This window comes from Streptomyces globisporus, from assembly GCF_003501885.1.
Classification (GTDB): domain Bacteria; phylum Actinomycetota; class Actinomycetes; order Streptomycetales; family Streptomycetaceae; genus Streptomyces; species Streptomyces globisporus_D.
On sequence record NZ_QWFA01000017.1, the window covers coordinates 1 to 16,650 of the forward strand.

Genomic DNA, 16,650 nt, shown 5'->3' on the forward strand with positions numbered 1-16,650 from the left:
GAGTACGGCGTTTCATGACGGGTCTCCGTGGCGGGGGTGGGGGTGAGGATGTGCGGGCGATACGTCGGGGCTCTCCGTGCTCTCCGTACGGGCCTGGGTGCGGCCCGCACCCTCGACGCCCAGTTCGGTCAGCAGCCGGGAGCGCAGGTCGGTGAAGCCGGGGGAGCCGACCTCGCGCGGCCGGTCCAGCGCGACGGACGTGTCGTACGCGATCCGCCCGTTCCGCATCACCAGCACCCGGTCGGCCAGCAGCAGGGCCTCGTCCACGTCGTGGGTGACCAGGAGCACCGCACAGCCGCGCCGCTGCCAGAGCTCGGCCACGAGCTGCTGGGCCTTGATCCGGGTCAGCGCGTCCAGTGCGCCGAAGGGCTCGTCGAGCAGCAGCAGATCGGGCTCGCGCACCAGGGCCCGGGCCAGCGAAGCGCGTTGGGCCTCGCCGCCGGACAGCGTCTTGGGCCACGCCCCGGCTCGCTCCGCAAGACCGACCTCCGTCAACGCCTGCTCGGCGATGGCGCGTTCGGGCTTGCCCGGCAGCCCGAGCAGTACATTGCGCCAGACCCGCTTCCAGGGCATCAGGCGCGGGGCCTGGAACGCGACCGCGCGGCGGCGGGGCACCAGGACGGTGCCCGAGATCTCCCGGTCGAGCCCGGCCAGCACTCGAAGCAGGGTCGACTTGCCGCACCCGCTGCGTCCGAGGAGGACGGTGAACTCGCCTGTGTTCAGGGTGAGATCGAGGTCGTCGATGACGGCACGCCCGTCGAAGGAGCGGGTGAGCCCATCGACGCGTACGGCGGCTTCGGCGTCCTGGTGGGACGTCGGAGCACCGGCGGCGGAGCCGGGTTCAAGGGTGGACTTCACTGGCCGGTGAAGGTCGGTCGCCATTGCAGCAGCAGCCTTTCGAGGATCCGGACGATGACGTCGGCGGTGAGGCCGAGGAAGGCGTACACGACGAGACAGACGACGATCACATCGGTCCGGAAGAACTCCCGGGCCTGGTTCATCAGGAACCCGATTCCGGCGTCGGCGTTGATCGACTCACCGAAGACGAGCGCGAGCCAGGCCGTCGCCAGCGAGTAGCGCAGACCGGTCATGGCTCCCGGCAGCGCACCCGGCAGCACGACATGCCGTACCAGTCCCCATCGCCCGAGCCCCAACGACGTCCCCGCTTCGATGAGTTGGGCGTCGACGCCGCGGATTCCGGCGTACACGTTCAGGTACAGGTGGAAGGCCACGCCGAGGGCGATGAGGGCCACCTTGGGCGCCTCGCCGATCCCGAGCCAGATGATGAACAGCGGGATGAGCCCCACCCAGGGCACGGTCCGCAGCATCTGCACGGTCGCGTCGACCAGATCCTCCCCGAGCCGCGAAAGCCCCGACACGAGCGCGAGCGACGTCCCGATCACCCCGCCGAGCAGGAGCCCCACGACCACACGCTGGAGCGAGACCCCCATCGCGGCGGGCAGCGTCCCGTCGGCCATCAGATCGGCACCGGCCCGGGCGATGGTCCCGGGCGAGGCGAGCACATCGGGATCGAGCACCCCCGTGGCGCTGAACACCTGCCACAGCACGAGCAACAGCAGCGGCCCCACCGCACGCCGCACCCACCGCGGAGCGGCCCGCAACCGCGACCGCCGGACGGAGGCCGGGACGACGGCTTCCAGCTCGGGCGGCGTACGCGTCGGTGCGGAAGGATTCTCGAGGGGTACGGGTATCGCGGACGGCGGTGCGTGGCTGACGGTCATGACGGCTCCAGGAAGGGGCGCAGGGACGCGCGCAGAGGGAGGGGGTCGCAGACATGCCGGAGCAACCGCGTAGCCATGCACGCACGAGGACCGGCCGACGGCCGGCAGGACGCGAAAGGGATGCGGGGCGGGGAGACTCAGCGCATGCGGGCGCGCAGCGGCACGGAGCCGGACGCGACTACACCAGAACGAGCGACGGAATACGGCTGGCAGCGAGGCCGACGCGCGGACGGACGCCACGCGGCCGGACGCGGCCAGGAAGTCACCGAGGGAACGTCAGCAGCCGCGACAACACGCGGCGGAAGCCACTCGCAGCAGGTCGATGTGACCGCGCGAAGTGAGCAGAGCTGATCGGAACATGGCGCTGAACGTAGTGATCCGGTGGGGACACGGTCAATGGCGTCTCGGAGCGTGGACGCCTCATTTCACCCCGGTGAGGTGATGATGGAGGCATGTCCGATTCCTTCACCACCACGGTCCTGAACATCACCACGGGTACGGCCGAGACGGTCACGGACCTGACGCGCGCCTGCGAGGAGTTCCTCACCCGCACCGCCCCCGGCCGCGACGGCCTGCTCAACGTCTTCGTCCCCCACGCCACGGCCGGCATCGCCGTACTGGAGACGGGCGCGGGCAGCGACGACGACCTCCTGGCCGCCCTCCACCACCTGCTCCCCGCCGACGACCGCTGGCAACACCGCCACGGCAGCCCCGGCCACGGCCGCGACCACGTACTCCCGGCCCTGGTCCCACCCCACGCCACGCTGCCGGTGATCGGCGGCCGGCTGGAGCTGGGGACGTGGCAGTCGGTCTGCCTGGTGGAGTCGAGGGTCAGCAACTTAGGTAACCTTGGCGACGCCCTCCACTGGATCAGGAGAGCCGGTCATGCAGATCACGACGATGTGCCATGCAGCCTGAGGATTCTCCCGAGGAGTGCTGGAGCACCAAGTCCATAGCCTTAACGAGTTCGTCGACGCCGATGATCGCGGCAATGCGCAGCTCGTGGACAAGCAATGTCGCAGAGGTCACGGCGACTAGGTCCGCGCTCACCTCCGTTGCCTCACCGTCCGAAGCGGGGCCGTTGGAGAAGACGGTGACATCTTCGTAGTTGGCCTTGATCCGCAGGCGGTAGAGGTAGTCAGCCATGGTCGCAGGGCGGATGCCACTGGTTACGGTGTCCCGCTCCGCCGAGGTCAGCCTGACACTCTTCGGCTCAGGCTCGGGCTTTCGGCCCGTCGCCGCCCGGGCCTCCTCGTTGAGGCGCCATTGCTTCTTCTTGGCATTGAGCTTTTCACGCCGCCTCTTGGCGAGGCGGTCCTCGACAAGCAACTGGCGGGTGGAGCGCAAGGCCTTGGCCGCGATGTCCCAGGCTTGTTCGCCCTGCCACGCCACCCACGGGTGCAAATCGAAATCTAGGGAACGCTTGGGGCCGCCGAGGATCCCGTCCCCGTCAGCAAGCCGGGTCCCTGGAGCCGTCGCCGCGAGAGTCCAAGGCGCAATCTGCAGACTGCGAGAGGTCCACAGATCCACGTAGCGCCGCTTCGTGGGCTCGTGCATCTGCGGACGCTCGCCACCTTCGGCCACGATCAAGGCCTGGGCGGCCCCGTAGAGAACGTAGTAGGACTGAACAGCTCCCCAGCTGTTGGCGAGCCGGATAATCTCGGAGTCTCCGGCCAGTGTGTGCGTGTGCTCCAGCAGGCGAGCGGTCGCCCATGCGCGACGCAGGCATGCCATCACCTGTTCTCGGTTGCAGTAACGCGATGGCACATCAGCCCTGAACAGGGCTGAGGCCGCAGAGTCATGAAGGCCGACGACAGCGTCTTCCGCTCTGCTGTCGCCGAGCGCAAGTTCACGGAACGCGCGGATGTATGAGGCGTGGGTGCGGAAGCTGCGGGTCTGCTCGCTGTCGACCGGCGCGGAAGGAAAGACGATACGTGCCACGCCTCAGTATCGCCTGCCCGGCGGCTGGCCGCTGACGAATCTCGTCCGGGGAGCGCGCGTCTATGCCTGGCACTGCGGCGACCCGACCAACCGGTCTCGCGCACCAGTATGCCGCGGGTGGTGGGTCTTCCCGGGGCACAGCCGTCAGACCTACGCCACGCTGAGCCAGTTCACCATGTCGCTCGCACGTCGCACCGGCTATGCGGTCTTTGCCGCCTCTACGTCAGCCGGGGGTCCTGGACGCCCAGGAGCGTCTGACGGCGATGATCGAGGACCAACGCCAGGAGATGGGAGGAATCACCGAGCTCGGCATTTCTCCTCGGTAGGTGGCACTGCGGCTGCATCCTCCCCGCGCCTTGTGGAGCGCTTCTGCGGACGACGACTTGCCGCCGGTCGGGATGGAGCCGCAGAACCTGTCCGGCATGTCATGGGAGACACCGCGCTTCACACTCGGGCGGGAAGCACTTGACGGCAACCTGCGGGAGCTGGAGCGCTTGGTCTAGTGCCTCGGGGGACCCGGTGCGGCCCAGATGACCCACGCCGACGGGAACCTCGTATGGAATGGCGTGCGGCCCGAGACGGTTCTGGAGCGGTTCCTCGATGTCTACCGGCCGGCCTCTCCCCGATTGGCCGAGCGTATGGACTGGCTCCGCGCTTACATCCGCAGATGCCCGGCCTGGGGCGAGTTGAGGCAGCGAACCGTTTAGTTGGTGAGCTCGTCGAGGGCAGTGAGTGCGACCGAGGTGGCCGGCCATCGCATCGGGCTGGTCGTCCGCAGACTCGTTGCGCCCTTCACCGGGGAGACGTTCGTGATCCGACGGGTGTCCAACCCGAGGAACGAACTCGTGGACCTCGACGAGGACCAAGTGCGCCGTCGCGCTCGACGCGACCCACGCCGCAGTGATCGGTGAGGAGCCGGGAGCGGGCACGACCCGTGTGCCCACGTTGCCCTCCCGCCAGTGTGCCATGTGAAGCAGGTGAACTAGTCAGAGCTCCGATGCCCGTTGGGCCGTTGCGAGGACCCTGGCTTGGTGGCGTCATTCATGGTGTCCAGGCTCGTTGCTGTGCTCCACTTCGACGCGACAGCCCTCTCTGGCCGAGCGCTCTTCCAGTATCGTCTTGTGCCAGTTGCGGTGGCTGGGCGGGCGGAGAGGGCGGCTGTGAGCGGTGCTGAAGAGGGGCATGTCCATAGCTCCGGGCGTCGCTATGCGGTCGTGGTAGGTGTCTCGCGCCATGAGGAGCCGTTCTCTGATCTTTCGGGGACTGTCGAGGGCGCCGAGCACGTGGCTGACCTTCTCGCCTCGATGGGTTACGAACGGGTGCTGCCATCCGTCTCCGTCAATCCCACTTCGAGTGAGCTCCGGCAGGAGCTGAGCGCCTGGGGCAGGCAGGCCAGGCTGGGTCCGGACGATGTGGTTGTCGCGTACTTCGGGGGGCACGGCGCTCTCTATCAGGATCGCCATTACCTGATCGGCGCGGACGACGGCGAGGATTTTCCTCACACGGCTATCGCTGGAACCGACTTCGTCGGCATGGTGGCGAACAGCCTGGCCGGGAGCGTGCTGGTCATCATCGACACGTGCTACGCAGGAGCTACCGCGAGCGACGCGGTGCGCTCGCTCATCGAGCTGGGATGCGTACCTTCGGCCGGGAGTGGTAATACCTGGGTACTGGCCTCGGCCACTAGTACCGAGATGGCCATGGAAGGAGCCATGGCCAAGGCGCTCGGCGACGTGCTCACCGGAATGTCCGCAGGCAAGCGGCAACGCTATCTGAGCGTGGAACGGGTGGCGGAAGGCATCAATCGCCACTTCGGCACTCACGGTGTCCCTCAGCGGGCCGTCGCGGCAGGCCGCACGATGAGCGGGGAAAGCCCCTTCTTTCCGAACCCTGCCTATATTTCAGGCCTTCCGCGCGACTCGCTGGACATTCCCAGTGTCGTCCGGCTCCGCCGTGAACCGCATGACCATTTCATGTCACGCAGTCGAGGTGTGCCGTACGCCTCAGAACCGGGTGATTTGTTCGTCGGACGTCTTGAGGCCTTGAGAGCGATTACGGACTGGCTCGGTACGTCCGGGGCCGAAGTGCGTCCACTTGTTGTCACTGGTGAACCGGGAAGCGGGAAGTCGGCGCTGCTGGGCAGGGTTCTTGCTCTCACGGACCCAGACAGTACAGCCCGACTGAGTGTGCCCCCCGACGTGCTGCCGCCGCCCGGACTCGCGGCCATTGCGATGAACTGCCGCACGGTCGAGCACGTCGTTGAGAGCCTGTCAGCCTCACTCGATTTGCATCCTTCGTCCTTCGCAGGCGTGCACGCCGCACTCGCTAGGCGCACCGACCCTGTAGTGATCGTTCTCGACGGGCTCGACGAAGCGTTGGAGAGCGACCGGATCATCGCGGAGGTGATCGCGCCGCTGGTCGGGCTGCCGGCGGTCCGTCTGATGGTGGGCATCCGGCGATCCCTCATAGCGTCGCTCGGTGAGGACGTCCACGTCATCGACCTGGATACACCGAAATATAGCGACGATACCGACCTCAGAGCCTATGCCCGCCTGCTCCTGGAAGGTCGAGCCAGCGAATCGGGCCGTGGGAGTTCCGACAGGTACCGTGCTCATCCGGCGCGCGCTGCCGCTGAGGCGGAGAGCATTGCCCACGAAGCCCGGGGCTCCTTCGCCATGGCGCAGGCGCTGACTCGTGCTGTGTTGCACGGCGAGGTGCCCGGCGGCGATCTGTCGAACCTCTCGTCAGGAGACGTCGACGATCTGTTCAGGCGCTACCTCGATGGCTACGGGCCGAAGAGAGAGCTGGCAGTACGCCTTCTGCTGCCGCTGGCCTACGCTCAGGGAGCTGGCCTGCCCGGTCGGTTGTGGGCCCCGCTGGCCGAAGCCCTCGCCGGCACGTCCTGCAAGGAAGCCGCTGTGCGGTGGTTCCTCGCGCAGGAGAACACGGACGCTCTCGTCGCTGAAGGCGTGACGACCGACGGTCAGGTGTACCGGCTGGCTCAATCCGATCTGATGGAGCATCTGCAGGCCCCGGGAGAGGACAGCACCGTACACCGCCGGCTCGTTGAGGCGTTATTGCGGCAGGTCCCTGTCTCCACCACCAGAGAACGGGACTGGGAGGCAGCACCCCTATACATCCGCGAACATCTGGCCACACACGCCGCTGCCGGACATGTCCTGGACGGGCTGCTGCAGGATGACGCGTATGTGCGGCACGCCGTGTCCGGGCCGTTGCTGCGCGCGCTCCTGGAGACCAGCGCTGTGATGGGAACCCGCTCTGCGGGGTCGTCGGTGCTGTCCGGTGTCGCCTCCCCACAGGAGCGGATCGAGCAGATCGCCTCCCGCATTCTTTCCGACCGTGTCACCGTTCTGGTCGTCGCCACCGAGTGGTCGTCCGCGCACGGCGGCCTGAGCACATTCAACCGCCACCTCTGCCTTGCACTAGTCTCGGCGGGGGCAGCCGTCTTTTGCGCGGTGGTCGCGGCTGACGACTCCGAAGTCGCCGACGCGGCGGCCAAGGGCGTCACCCTGCTGTGCCACCCGGGAGCGCCCGGTGCCCCCGATTACGGCAAGCTCACCCGCCGACCCCGTCTGCCTCCAGGCGTCGACCCCGACCTCATCATCGGCCATGCCCGCACCACCGGTCCGGCTGCGGCCCACTTGCAGGAGGACTTCTTCCCAAGGGCCCGACGGTTGCACATTGTCCACATGGCGCCGGACGAGATTGAATGGCACAAACCCGACGGCTCGACCGACCGAGCGCACAGAGCGGAGGAACGCACCGACATCGAGCGGCGACTCGGGGCCTCCGCCCACCGAGTTCTGGCCGTTGGACCTCGTCTGTACGAGCGGTTCCGCAACGAACTCTGCGACGAGGACGGGCTCGAGCCACTCCGGATCGACCCGGGGTTCGATCTTCCGGCACCGAGAGGGCTTGCCGCGCGCACTCCTCCGCCGGGCAAGCCCTTCAAGGTGCTGATGATGGGCCGCACCGAGGACGCCATGCTCAAGGGCGTCGATCTGGGCGCCCGAGCCTGTGGTCTCGTGCACGAACTGCGTACCAAAGCGTCCACCGAGCCGATCGAACTCGTGGTGCGCGGTGCGCCGCCGGGCATGGCCGACATGCAGCAGGAACGCATCGGCGCATGGTCGGGAGTCCCCGGAATGGATGTGGTCGTGCGCCCCTATTCGACGGATCCTCGTCGCCTGGACGCGGACATGGCACGGGCCAGCCTGGTCATCATGCCGTCACGCCGGGAAGGTTTCGGGCTGGCGGGGCTGGAGGCCATCATTCGGGGAGTTCCGCTCCTGGTGAGCGCCAACAGTGGTCTGGCCTTGCTTCTACGCGAGTTCCTGGGCGGCGATGCCGACCCGCTGATCGTGCCGGTCATCAGGGACGACCCACTCGACGCGGATACCTGGGCCATGCGGATCGAGGGATGTCTCTCCGACCGCGAGGCCGCCTTCGGCAGGATGGCCGTCGTACGAGACGCTCTCGCGGCCCGTGTCACCTGGGCCGAGGCTGCCTCCCGCGTCCTGGGAGAAGCCTCTCTCCGTCATGACTCGACGACGGATGTCCGAGGCTACTGACGTCAGCTCCGGGCGAATGCCGCTCTCGTGATGTCACGCTCCAGGACGGCGGCATGGAAGCCGTACGTTCCGATGTTCGGCACCTTGATCAGGATGCAGAAACGGTCCAACGAATCCAGGGAGCGTGCCACGTCACGGTAATGCCGCTTGAGGTAATGGATGGCGGCCTGGTTGGCCAAGGAACTGTGTCCGCAGACAAGGAAGATCGGGCGGGTGGATTCCGGGGGTGTGAACTTGGCCACCAGCGAGTACTCCAGCCTGCCCTTCTCGAACAGGTACCGGTGACCGTCGACCACAAAGGCCGCCGAATCGGCCTCTTGACTGTACGGGAGAATGGATACGCCAGGCAGGTGCGCCGCCAGATGGCCACCGGTGCGGATGTTGGCGTCGCCGAGCGGGCCGCCGATGCAGAACTCCGTACGAGCATCGTTGCTGCCGCGGTATTCATTGCTGGATTCCGTCACCACATCGCTGCCGAGCTGACTGGCCAGCGTCGCCACTTCGATGATCGCGCGGACGTCCTTGCGGTTCGTCGCTTCCGGCAGGTTGTGCTTGTTGCCGATAATGACCACACACGTCTCGCCCGGCACCACGCCGAAGAAGGCTGCCTTGCGCCGTACGAACCGGGATCGCTTGCTCCGTTCCCAGAGCCATACACACGCACCACCGATGAGGCTGGTCGCGAGACCGACCAACACATTGACGATCACCGAAGAGATGGCTGCCCCCTTGCCCCGAATGCCCCCGTGGAGGGCCCCGACCCTGTCTCCGAGATCATTCACCCACGCACCTGCCCCTGGCAACCGTAGGTGAATGGACGGCAGTTGTCGGATGCCGAGCCGAGCGCACGTTGCGTGACCCGGCCGAACGTGCGCCGGGCGGAGAGCCGCTGCTGCAGGTCGATGTGGCGAAACTGCCGGACCATGAGCGGTGAACGAGCCCACGCCGTTTGCGCCGGCAGTCGCATGGACCGGCCTGTGCGCCCAGTGTTAGAGGCTGCTGGCAGTATCGCCGTCGGCTGTAGAAGGCGGGCGGGCCAGCTATTCTTGGGTTGCCTCAACGGAGTTTGGTGGACACGAACGTCTCGAATCACAACCGTCAGGTGCGGTTGAGCTTCTTCGGATAGCGCGTCGCTTCGGTGGGACTGTAGAGGGGAAGCCATGAGGGCGAAGATGCCCAGCTGAGGTACTCACGCCCGGGACGGGCGTAGTGGGCGGGCTCGGTGGTGAGTTCCTCCCTTACTACGGTGGCGAGTTCGTCCTCCGGGTTCTCATCGAGCCAGCGGTGCATGCTGAGTCACTGGGCCGCGGCGTAGCGGTCCCAGCTGTTCTGGTCGGCCAGCATCATTTCCACGACGTCGTACCCGAGTTCCTTGAACTGCTCGATCGGAGCGACGAGAAGTCGTGCGCGGATCTCCCGCTGCAGGCCCTGGGCCGGCTCGGAGCGCGCCCGGACCAGAGGAGCGCACGCGGCCCGCCTCCGGCGGTCGCCGTTGTCCCACGGAGGAACCTTGGCAGCCGCTTCCGCGCGGAGAGGACCGCCCCGTGTTCAGCCGTAGTAGGCCGTGCGCATCAGCTCCCGCATGTCGTCCAGCATCGGCATGCGGGGGTTGGCCGGTGCGCACTGGTCCTCGTAGGCGTTGAGGGCCTGCTGCGGCAGCGCGTCCAGGAAAGCTCGTTCGTCGACTCCCAGCGTCTTGAACGTCGGCTCGATGCCGACGGCGTCCCGCAGGCGCTCGACGGCCGCAGCGAGGGACTCCACGCCCTCGGGCGGGGTGGTGGCGGGCAGCCCCAGAGCGCGGGCGATGTCCTGGAACCGTTCGGGAGCGCGGTAGTGCTCGTACTTGGGCCAGCCGGTCAGCTTCGTCGGGATGGCGCCGTTGTAGCGGATGACGTGGGGGAGCAGCACAGCGTTGGTGCGCCCGTGCGCGATGTGGAAGGTCGCGCCGAGGGTGTGGGACATGGCGTGGACGATGCCGAGGAAGGCGTTGCCGAAGGCCATGCCGGCGATGGTGCCGGCGTTGTGCATCTTCTCCCGTGCTTCCGGGGCACCCCCGCGGTCGGTGACCGCTGCCTCCAGGTGGTCGAAGACCAGGCGGATGGCGTGCAGCGCGAGGCCGTCGGTGAAGTCGTTGGCGTAGACCGACACGTACGACTCGATGGCGTGCGTGAGGGCGTCGAAGCCGCTGTCGGCAGCGAGGGCCGGGGGCAGGACCGTGGTGAGGAGGGGGTCGATGATGGCCACGCTGGGCGTGAGCGCGTAGTCGGCCAGGGGGTACTTCTTGCCGGTGGCGGGGTCGGAGATGACGGCGAAGGGAGTGACCTCGGCTCCGGTGCCGGAAGTGGTGGGCACGCAGACCAGGCTGGCGAGCTTGCCCAGGGTGGGGAAGCGGAAGGCGCGCTTGCGGATGTCGGAGAACTTCTGCCGCATGTCGGCGAAGTCGATGCCGGGCTGCTCGTACAGCAGCCACATGACCTTGGCGGCGTCCATAGGGGAGCCGCCGCCGAGCGCGATGATCGTGTCGGGGCGGAAGTCCCGCATGAGGCCGGCGCCGTGCTGGACGGAGTCGATGCTGGGTTCGGGCTGGACGTTGTCGATGATCTGGAGGGTGACCGGCTCCCGACGCTGCTGCAGTACGCGGCTGATCCGGTCGACGAACCCGAGGCGGGTCATGGTGGCGTCGGTGACGATGGTGACCCGGTGGATGTCAGGCATGGAGGTCAGGTAGCGGATGGCCTGCGGTTCGAAGTAGATCTTCGGCGGGACCTTGAACCACTGGAGGTTGTTGCGGCGGGTGGAGACCCGCTTGACGTTCAGCAGCTGGGCGGCGGAGACGTTGTTGGAGACCGAGGTGCTGCCCCAAGAGCCGCAGCCCAAGGTGAGTGAGGGCAGCAAGCCGTTGTAGATGCCGCCGATCGCGCCTTGGGAGGATGGGGAGTTGACGATGATCCGTGCGGTCTTCATCCGCATGCCGTACGCCTCCGCCACGGCCGCGTCTTCCGTGTGGATGACGGCGCTGTGGCCCTGACCGTGGAAGGCGACCATGTCGGCGGCCAGGCCGAAGCCGTGACGTTCGTCCTCGGCCCGCAGCACGGCGAGCACCGGGCAGAGCTTCTCGCGGGTCAACGGCTCGTCGGGTCCGACACGTTCGGCTTGGACGAGGATGACCGAGGTGTTATCCGGCACCGAGAACCCGGCCCGCTCGGCGATCCACGCGGGGCTCTGCCCGACAGCGGCGGCGTTGACCTTGGGCTCGCAGCCGCCCCCCGAACCACCGGTGGCCGGGAACAGGAAGGTCTCCAGCTTCGCCTTCTCCTGCGGGGTGGCCAGATGGGCGTGCAGGGTGCGGAACTCGGCGAGCGCCGAGTCGTAGATTGCCGTGTCCAGGATGACGGCCTGTTCGGAGGCGCAGATCATGCCGTTGTCGAACGACTTGGACAGCACCAGGTCGTTGACAGCCCTGCGCAGCTTGGCGCTGCGGTGGACGTATGCGGGGACGTTGCCGGCGCCGACGCCGAGTGCGGGTTTGCCGGCCGAGTAGGCGGCCTTGACCATGGCGTTGCCGCCGGTGGCGAGGATCAGGGAGACCCCGGGGTGCCGCATCAGTGTGTTGGTCGCCTCGACGGAGGGGGCCTCGATCCACTGCACGCAGTGCTCCGGTGCACCGGCGGCGATGGCCGCGTCCCGTACGACGCGGGCCGCTTCGGCGCTGCACCGCTGGGCGGAGGGGTGGAACGCGAAGATCACCGGGTTGCGGGTCTTCAGCGCCATCAGTGCCTTGAAGATGGTGGTCGAGGTCGGGTTGGTGACGGGGGTGACCGCGGCCACCACGCCCACCGGTTCGGCGATCTCGACCATGTTCTCGATGTCGTCCCGGCCGATGACTCCGACGGTCTTCATGGGCCCCATGCTGTGCGTGACGTGCTCGCAGGCGAACATGTTCTTGGCGGCCTTGTCCTCGAAGACCCCGCGTCCCGTCTCCTCGACCGCCAGACGGGCCAGCGCGGTGTGCTGGTCCAGGGCTGCGACCGACGCCTTCTTGACGATGTGGTCGACCTGTTCCTGGGTGAGGCTCTCGTAGTCGGCGAGTGCCTTGAGACCGGCCGCGACCAGACGGCCCACGGCGACCTCGGCGTCGGACGGGGCGTCGGTCCTGGCGCGGTCCTCGGTCCGTACGTCCTGTCGGGTCATGGTGGTATGCCTCCGTTGTCAGGGGCCGCCGTGGTGTACGGCGGTGCCGGCCAAGAGCAGTGCGACGGCGAACCGCCCCGCTCTCTGCCCTCACTGTCCTTTGGTGCCGACTGGTGCAGGAGGGCCCGGAGGGCCTTCGTCGACGCCGTCCGGCCCGCCTCGGTAGGGACCGTCGGCCCAGGCCGCCCGAGCCGCCGCTCGAGGCCGCTCGCCGTGGGCTCAGCCGCTCCCGCTGCGAGCGGGGCCGGCCGGCTCCGCACAGTCGTCGACGCGGAAGCCCAGACCGTTCACCACGCCGACCACACCTTCGAGGCGCCAGGCGGCGTATACGATCTCCGGTACCCGGGAACGCAGTTCCACCCGGCCCTCGAGAGTGATGACACCGTCGCTAACGGAGACGAGGACCGCGTCGGACGGAAGCTCCTCCGGAGCTCCGATGATCTCCTCGGTCACCTCTCGGCGGATGTCCTCGTCGGCACGCAGGAAGACTTGGAGAAGGTCGCGGCGAGTGGCGATGCCGATCAGGCGGTCGGCCTCGTCCACCACGGGCAGCCGCTCGACACCGCGGCGCTCCATGAGCCGGGCGGCGTCCGGTACGGACTGTTCCGGGTGCACGGTGATGGCCGGGCTGGACATCATGTCCTGTGCGTTCACGGCCAGGGGCGGGGCGGAGCCTTTCCGGTACGCCTGGGTGCGTACCAGGTCGCTTCCGGACAGGACACCGAGGACCTTGTCGTCGGTGTCGACCACCGGCAGTCCGCTGATCCGGTGGTGGTCGAGCAGTCGCACGACCTCCTTGAACGGTGTCGTCGGGCCGGCCTGCACGACGTCCCGTGTCATTACCTCACCGACAGTGCGAGGGGTCACGATGGATCCTCCTTCACGAGCATGGGCGAAGAGAGCCGGAGCCGATGGCTGGCCCGGCGCCCCGCCACACCTGGCAGGCGCCGCGTGACGCCCACTTCTGCGAGCCGTCCCGCCATGGGACTGCGCGGTCGTCCGGCAGGCGCCGACGTGGTGAGTCCGTTTGGACCGGTCGTGCAGCGCTCGCATGGTGGCGGACGTCTCACGGGCACCGAGGTCCCGGGGCGATCTGGTGCTCCCCTGCCCGGGACCATGTCGCCACGCCTCAAGACTGGCGCGCTCCGCAGTCACGTAGGAGAGGCCGCCGGTCCTGGTGTGGAGGGGCGACCGGGCCCTGGCCACAGGGCCGATGGGCCCCGTGCCCCTGCTGGTGTCCGCTCTGCTCGGTCCCGCCATGGCGGCCAGACCGGCCTCCGGGCGTGCCTCCGGCGCCCGGGACGGCGAGCAGGAGACGTGGTTCAGTCCGGTCGGGATGCCCGGCATCGGACTGGCTCCCGAAGCGGAGCTCGTCGGCGCGGACCCGCGGTGACCTCACCGCTTTAGCCGACCTCGACCGCTTGGCCGAGATCGCCGGTTCGGCCCCGTTCCCTTGGGACTCGTATGAGGACGCAAGCGGAGGGCCGACCCCGCGGCAGGCCAACCAGCACACTCCAGCACGATGGTGTTAGGAGCTCTCCGGCTGGAGGATGAGGCTCAGTCCGTGCCTGCCGACGCCGTCAGCTTTTCGAGTTGCGCGGCGATCACCTCGTCCGGAGCCTCGCCCGCGTTCTTGTGCGCTACCAGGCTCTGCCAGCCGAAGACGGCCACATGGGGACCACTGCGCACCACCCGGTACCAGTGCACCGTTCCCGCCAACTCCCTTTTGTAGGCGAAGGCGTCGTCGGCCGGGCCCGGGTCGGGATCGGGGAGAGCGGTCACGGTCGGGTTGAGACCCATGTCGTCCTCGTAGCCGGTACAGCTCTTCGCCGCGTCGCGAACGCGGGTGAGAAGTTCTTCGGCGTCCGACGCCTTGCCGTAGGCGTACAGCGTGATGTCGGTGGCCTTCGTGTCCGTCTTCGGGCGGACGGATCGGGCCGCCGCCGCGGTTGGCGCGGGTTCGGGCGCGCGCAGCCGGATGTCCTCCATGGCCTGGCAGGCGGCCGGGTCGGCCGGCTTCCCCTTGGTCCCGAGGACGGTGCCCTGCTTGAAGACGGTGAAGGTGTATTCGGGCAGGTCCGCTTCGGCGACCGCCACGTTCTCAAGGCCGGCTGCATCCAGCGGGCCGTCGTTCGCCCTTCCTGCCGACGTGCCCTTCGCCGAGTCCTCGGTCACGGCACCGCTTCCGCTGTCTCCGGCCCCGTCGCTCCCGCCCCCGCAGCCGGCCAGCAGGGCGACCGTCGCCAGCGTCACCACGACGACCGGAACCCGCCTCAGTCCGTCCACCTTCATTCCCGCTCCCTTGGTAGTGGCGGCCCGGGTGCGTCGGCACCGGGGGCGCATCTCGAAGCACGGTGACAGAGCGCGACAACTTCGGCGTCAACCAAAGTACGTATAGCTGCTACGCGCATCAGGCAGTCGGCGGCGGTCGCGGAGTTCGGCGAGTCCTGCGTCGCAGCTCACCTTCGCCCGGATGGCTGCCTGTTCGGAGCGCCGGTCTCGCGGACGGTGCATGAGTGGGTCCCTGCCGGCCGGGGGCGACCTGTTCACAGCGGTGGAGGCTGTCGGACTCTCGTTCGTCCGTACGTTCCCCGACGCCATGAAGGGCTCGGGCACCAAGCTGGACGTGGAGGCCACGGTGGGCGATGTGAGGCCGGGTGAGGTAGCGCAGCGGCGCGGATGACCATGCGTACGAGCCGAATGAACGGCCACGCCGTGAAGAGCAGCAGTGCGTTCCTCGCGCACAGTTGGAGCAGGGCCGGGGGTGAAGGCAACTGTTCAGACGGTCGCTGTTGTTCGCTTCCGCCGGTCTGGGCCGCCGGTTCTCATGCGGTTCTGCCGGCCGTGCGGGGCTCGCGCTGCCTGCTGGCGCGGGACTTTCCCTCACCGTCTGCGGACGAGGCACGGACGGCCGTCAGGGTGAAGGCCAGAGCCCCGGCGGACACGATCGCGAGGAGGACAAGGCCCATCGCGTACGACTCGAACAGCCCGAACAGCGACCCCATGACCAGCGGTGGCAGGAACCCGCCCAGTCCGCCCGCGGCGCCGACCACTCCGGTCAGCGACGGGGTGCGCAGAGCCACCGGGGCGAAGGTCGCCCCGCTGCCGGCGCCGAGTGCGGCGGCCATGGCCAGGAAGGCGATAGTGCCCACGGGGGCTGAGGCGAGGGTGAACGCCGGCGCGACAGCACCGGCCACGACCGTGACCGGGGAGCCGGTCGGCACGCGGACCGGGCCGATCCGGTCGGACAGCCAGCCACCGAACGGGCGTTTCGCCACCGCGAGGAGAACGAACCCGGCCATACGGTTCGCCACGTCGGCCTGTGAGGCCGTAACCGGTCTTGAGGTAGGTCGGCAGGTAGACGGAGAAGGCTACGTAGCCGCCGAACGCAACCGCGTACAGTGCGGACGCCTGCCAGGTGACGGGCAGCCGGAGGGTGGCGGCCAGACGGCGTGCGGCGCGCTCGGCCGGCACGGACCGGTCGGGCGCGTCACGGCGCAGGGAGCGGCGGCCGCGGCGTACACCGCGAGAACCGCCGCGGTGATCAGGAACGGCGTGGACAAGCTGTGGGCGTCGACCAGTTTCACCGTGGTCAGGGCGCTGATGGCGGTGCCGCCCATACTCGCGCCGAAAACCCTGATGGCGAGACCGCGCCGCTCGGGCGGGAACCAGGCGTTGACTGCCGGGATGCGCAGAAGGGGCCGACCGGCCCTACTCGGCGGCACACCGCGACGCGGAGAATGGTGGGATGCTCGAGAACGACGCCATTCGCATTCTCGACCGGCTGGAATCCCTTCGTCTGCTGGCCAAAGTGCCGCTCGGCCGGGTCGTGTACACCCGGCAGGCGCTGCCCGCGGTCCTCCCGGTCAACTTCTTCCTGGACGAGGACGACTCCGTTCTGCTGTACACCTCGGCTGTCTCCGACCTCGTGCAGGCCATTGAAGGCGCCGTGGTCGCTTTCGAGGCTGACGAGTTCAGCGCGGCGACCCGGTCGGGCTGGAGCGTGGTCGTCACCGGCCGGGCCGGCGTGGTGGCCGAGCCCGCCGAGCACGAACGGCTCTCGCAGTCCGGGCCGCATTCCTGGATGCCCGTACGGGACGGTGTCTTCGTGCGCATCGAGTCCGAGTTGGTCACGGGACGCGAGATCACTGGCACGCGTACCGCCGGATGAGGCGGAAGCCGCG

The 16,650-nt window shown here is 68.3% G+C and carries 12 protein-coding genes and 3 pseudogenes; 5 read left to right on the plus strand and 10 right to left on the minus strand.

All coding sequences use genetic code 11. The features are described from left to right. Nucleotides 1–12: 12 nt before the first annotated feature. The 3 genes from D3105_RS04945 to D3105_RS35990 form a co-directional block, all read right to left on the minus strand. A complete protein-coding gene (locus D3105_RS04945) occupies nt 13–882 on the minus strand; it encodes an ABC transporter ATP-binding protein (protein ID WP_118900354.1) in 870 nt (289 codons plus the stop codon). Further along, a complete protein-coding gene (locus D3105_RS04950; protein ID WP_118900356.1) occupies nt 855–1,742 on the minus strand; it encodes an ABC transporter permease in 888 nt (295 codons plus the stop codon). The genes D3105_RS04945 and D3105_RS04950 overlap by 28 nt, the downstream gene beginning before the upstream one ends. A gap of 276 nt (nt 1,743–2,018) precedes the next feature. Beyond that, on the minus strand, nt 2,019–2,102 hold the full coding sequence (locus D3105_RS35990) for a putative leader peptide (RefSeq protein ID WP_311307964.1): 84 nt from the start codon (nt 2,100–2,102) through the stop codon (nt 2,019–2,021). 92 nt (nt 2,103–2,194) lie between these two features. Here D3105_RS35990 and D3105_RS04955 point away from each other — a divergent pair. Then, a pseudogene (locus D3105_RS04955) lies at nt 2,195–2,581 on the plus strand (YjbQ family protein); the annotation flags it as partial. 31 nt (nt 2,582–2,612) lie between these two features. Here the strand turns inward: D3105_RS04955 and D3105_RS34330 are convergent. Beyond that, the gene (locus D3105_RS34330; protein ID WP_123947565.1) at nt 2,613–3,683 is read right to left on the minus strand and encodes a hypothetical protein; all 1,071 of its coding nucleotides are present in this window, start codon (nt 3,681–3,683) and stop codon (nt 2,613–2,615) included. Nucleotides 3,684–4,843: 1,160 nt separating this feature from the next. On the opposite strand from D3105_RS34330, the gene D3105_RS04960 reads away from it, so the two are divergent. Next, nucleotides 4,844–8,275: a caspase family protein gene (locus tag D3105_RS04960; protein ID WP_158709116.1), complete on the plus strand. Its 3,432-nt coding sequence runs from the start codon at nt 4,844–4,846 to the stop codon at nt 8,273–8,275. A gap of 2 nt (nt 8,276–8,277) precedes the next feature. On the opposite strand, the gene D3105_RS04965 is transcribed toward D3105_RS04960, so the two are convergent. The 4 genes and pseudogenes from D3105_RS04965 to D3105_RS04980 all read right to left on the minus strand — a co-directional run bounded on the left by D3105_RS04965 (nt 8,278) and on the right by D3105_RS04980 (nt 13,333). After that, the gene (locus D3105_RS04965; RefSeq protein ID WP_234313374.1) at nt 8,278–9,057 is read right to left on the minus strand and encodes a hypothetical protein; all 780 of its coding nucleotides are present in this window, start codon (nt 9,055–9,057) and stop codon (nt 8,278–8,280) included. Between the two features lie 371 nt (nt 9,058–9,428). After that, nucleotides 9,429–9,676 (minus strand): annotated as a pseudogene (locus D3105_RS35190) (SAM-dependent methyltransferase); the annotation flags it as partial. A gap of 147 nt (nt 9,677–9,823) precedes the next feature. Further along, nucleotides 9,824–12,466: a bifunctional acetaldehyde-CoA/alcohol dehydrogenase gene (adhE, locus tag D3105_RS04975; protein WP_107410382.1), complete on the minus strand. Its 2,643-nt coding sequence runs from the start codon at nt 12,464–12,466 to the stop codon at nt 9,824–9,826. Between the two features lie 219 nt (nt 12,467–12,685). Beyond that, a complete protein-coding gene (locus D3105_RS04980) occupies nt 12,686–13,333 on the minus strand; it encodes a CBS domain-containing protein (protein WP_206272653.1) in 648 nt (215 codons plus the stop codon). A gap of 355 nt (nt 13,334–13,688) precedes the next feature. Between D3105_RS04980 and D3105_RS34455 the strand changes: the two genes are divergently transcribed. After that, nucleotides 13,689–13,859 carry a hypothetical protein gene (locus D3105_RS34455; RefSeq protein ID WP_158709117.1) on the plus strand — a complete coding sequence of 57 codons (171 nt, stop codon included), beginning with the start codon at nt 13,689–13,691 and terminating at the stop codon, nt 13,857–13,859. A 164-nt stretch (nt 13,860–14,023) separates the two neighbouring features. On the opposite strand, the gene D3105_RS04990 is transcribed toward D3105_RS34455, so the two are convergent. After that, complete coding sequence (locus tag D3105_RS04990; protein WP_030580633.1) at nt 14,024–14,758, minus strand: hypothetical protein; 735 nt, start codon at nt 14,756–14,758, stop codon at nt 14,024–14,026. A gap of 220 nt (nt 14,759–14,978) precedes the next feature. On the opposite strand from D3105_RS04990, the gene D3105_RS34460 reads away from it, so the two are divergent. Then, on the plus strand, nt 14,979–15,149 hold the full coding sequence (locus D3105_RS34460; protein WP_158709118.1) for a hypothetical protein: 171 nt from the start codon (nt 14,979–14,981) through the stop codon (nt 15,147–15,149). A gap of 142 nt (nt 15,150–15,291) precedes the next feature. Here the strand turns inward: D3105_RS34460 and D3105_RS04995 are convergent. Further along, a pseudogene (locus D3105_RS04995) lies at nt 15,292–16,155 on the minus strand (MFS transporter); the annotation flags it as partial. Nucleotides 16,156–16,214: 59 nt separating this feature from the next. On the opposite strand from D3105_RS04995, the gene D3105_RS05000 reads away from it, so the two are divergent. Further along, nucleotides 16,215–16,637 carry a pyridoxamine 5'-phosphate oxidase family protein gene (locus tag D3105_RS05000; RefSeq protein WP_030580635.1) on the plus strand — a complete coding sequence of 141 codons (423 nt, stop codon included), beginning with the start codon at nt 16,215–16,217 and terminating at the stop codon, nt 16,635–16,637. The last annotated feature ends 13 nt before the right edge of the window (nt 16,638–16,650 follow it).

Bases quoted from the DNA above. Each gene is read 5' to 3' on its own strand.
- D3105_RS04945 (WP_118900354.1), bottom strand. From the start codon at position 882: ATGGCGACCGACCTTCACCGGCCAGTGAAGTCCACCCTTGAACCCGGC.
- D3105_RS04950 (WP_118900356.1), bottom strand. From the start codon at position 1,742: ATGACCGTCAGCCACGCACCGCCGTCCGCGATACCCGTACCCCTCGAG.
- D3105_RS35990 (WP_311307964.1), bottom strand. From the start codon at position 2,102: ATGTTCCGATCAGCTCTGCTCACTTCGCGCGGTCACATCGACCTGCTG.
- adhE (WP_107410382.1), bottom strand. From the start codon at position 12,466: ATGACCCGACAGGACGTACGGACCGAGGACCGCGCCAGGACCGACGCC.
- D3105_RS04990 (WP_030580633.1), bottom strand. From the start codon at position 14,758: ATGAAGGTGGACGGACTGAGGCGGGTTCCGGTCGTCGTGGTGACGCTG.
- D3105_RS34460 (WP_158709118.1), top strand. From the start codon at position 14,979: ATGAGTGGGTCCCTGCCGGCCGGGGGCGACCTGTTCACAGCGGTGGAG.
- D3105_RS05000 (WP_030580635.1), top strand. From the start codon at position 16,215: ATGCTCGAGAACGACGCCATTCGCATTCTCGACCGGCTGGAATCCCTT.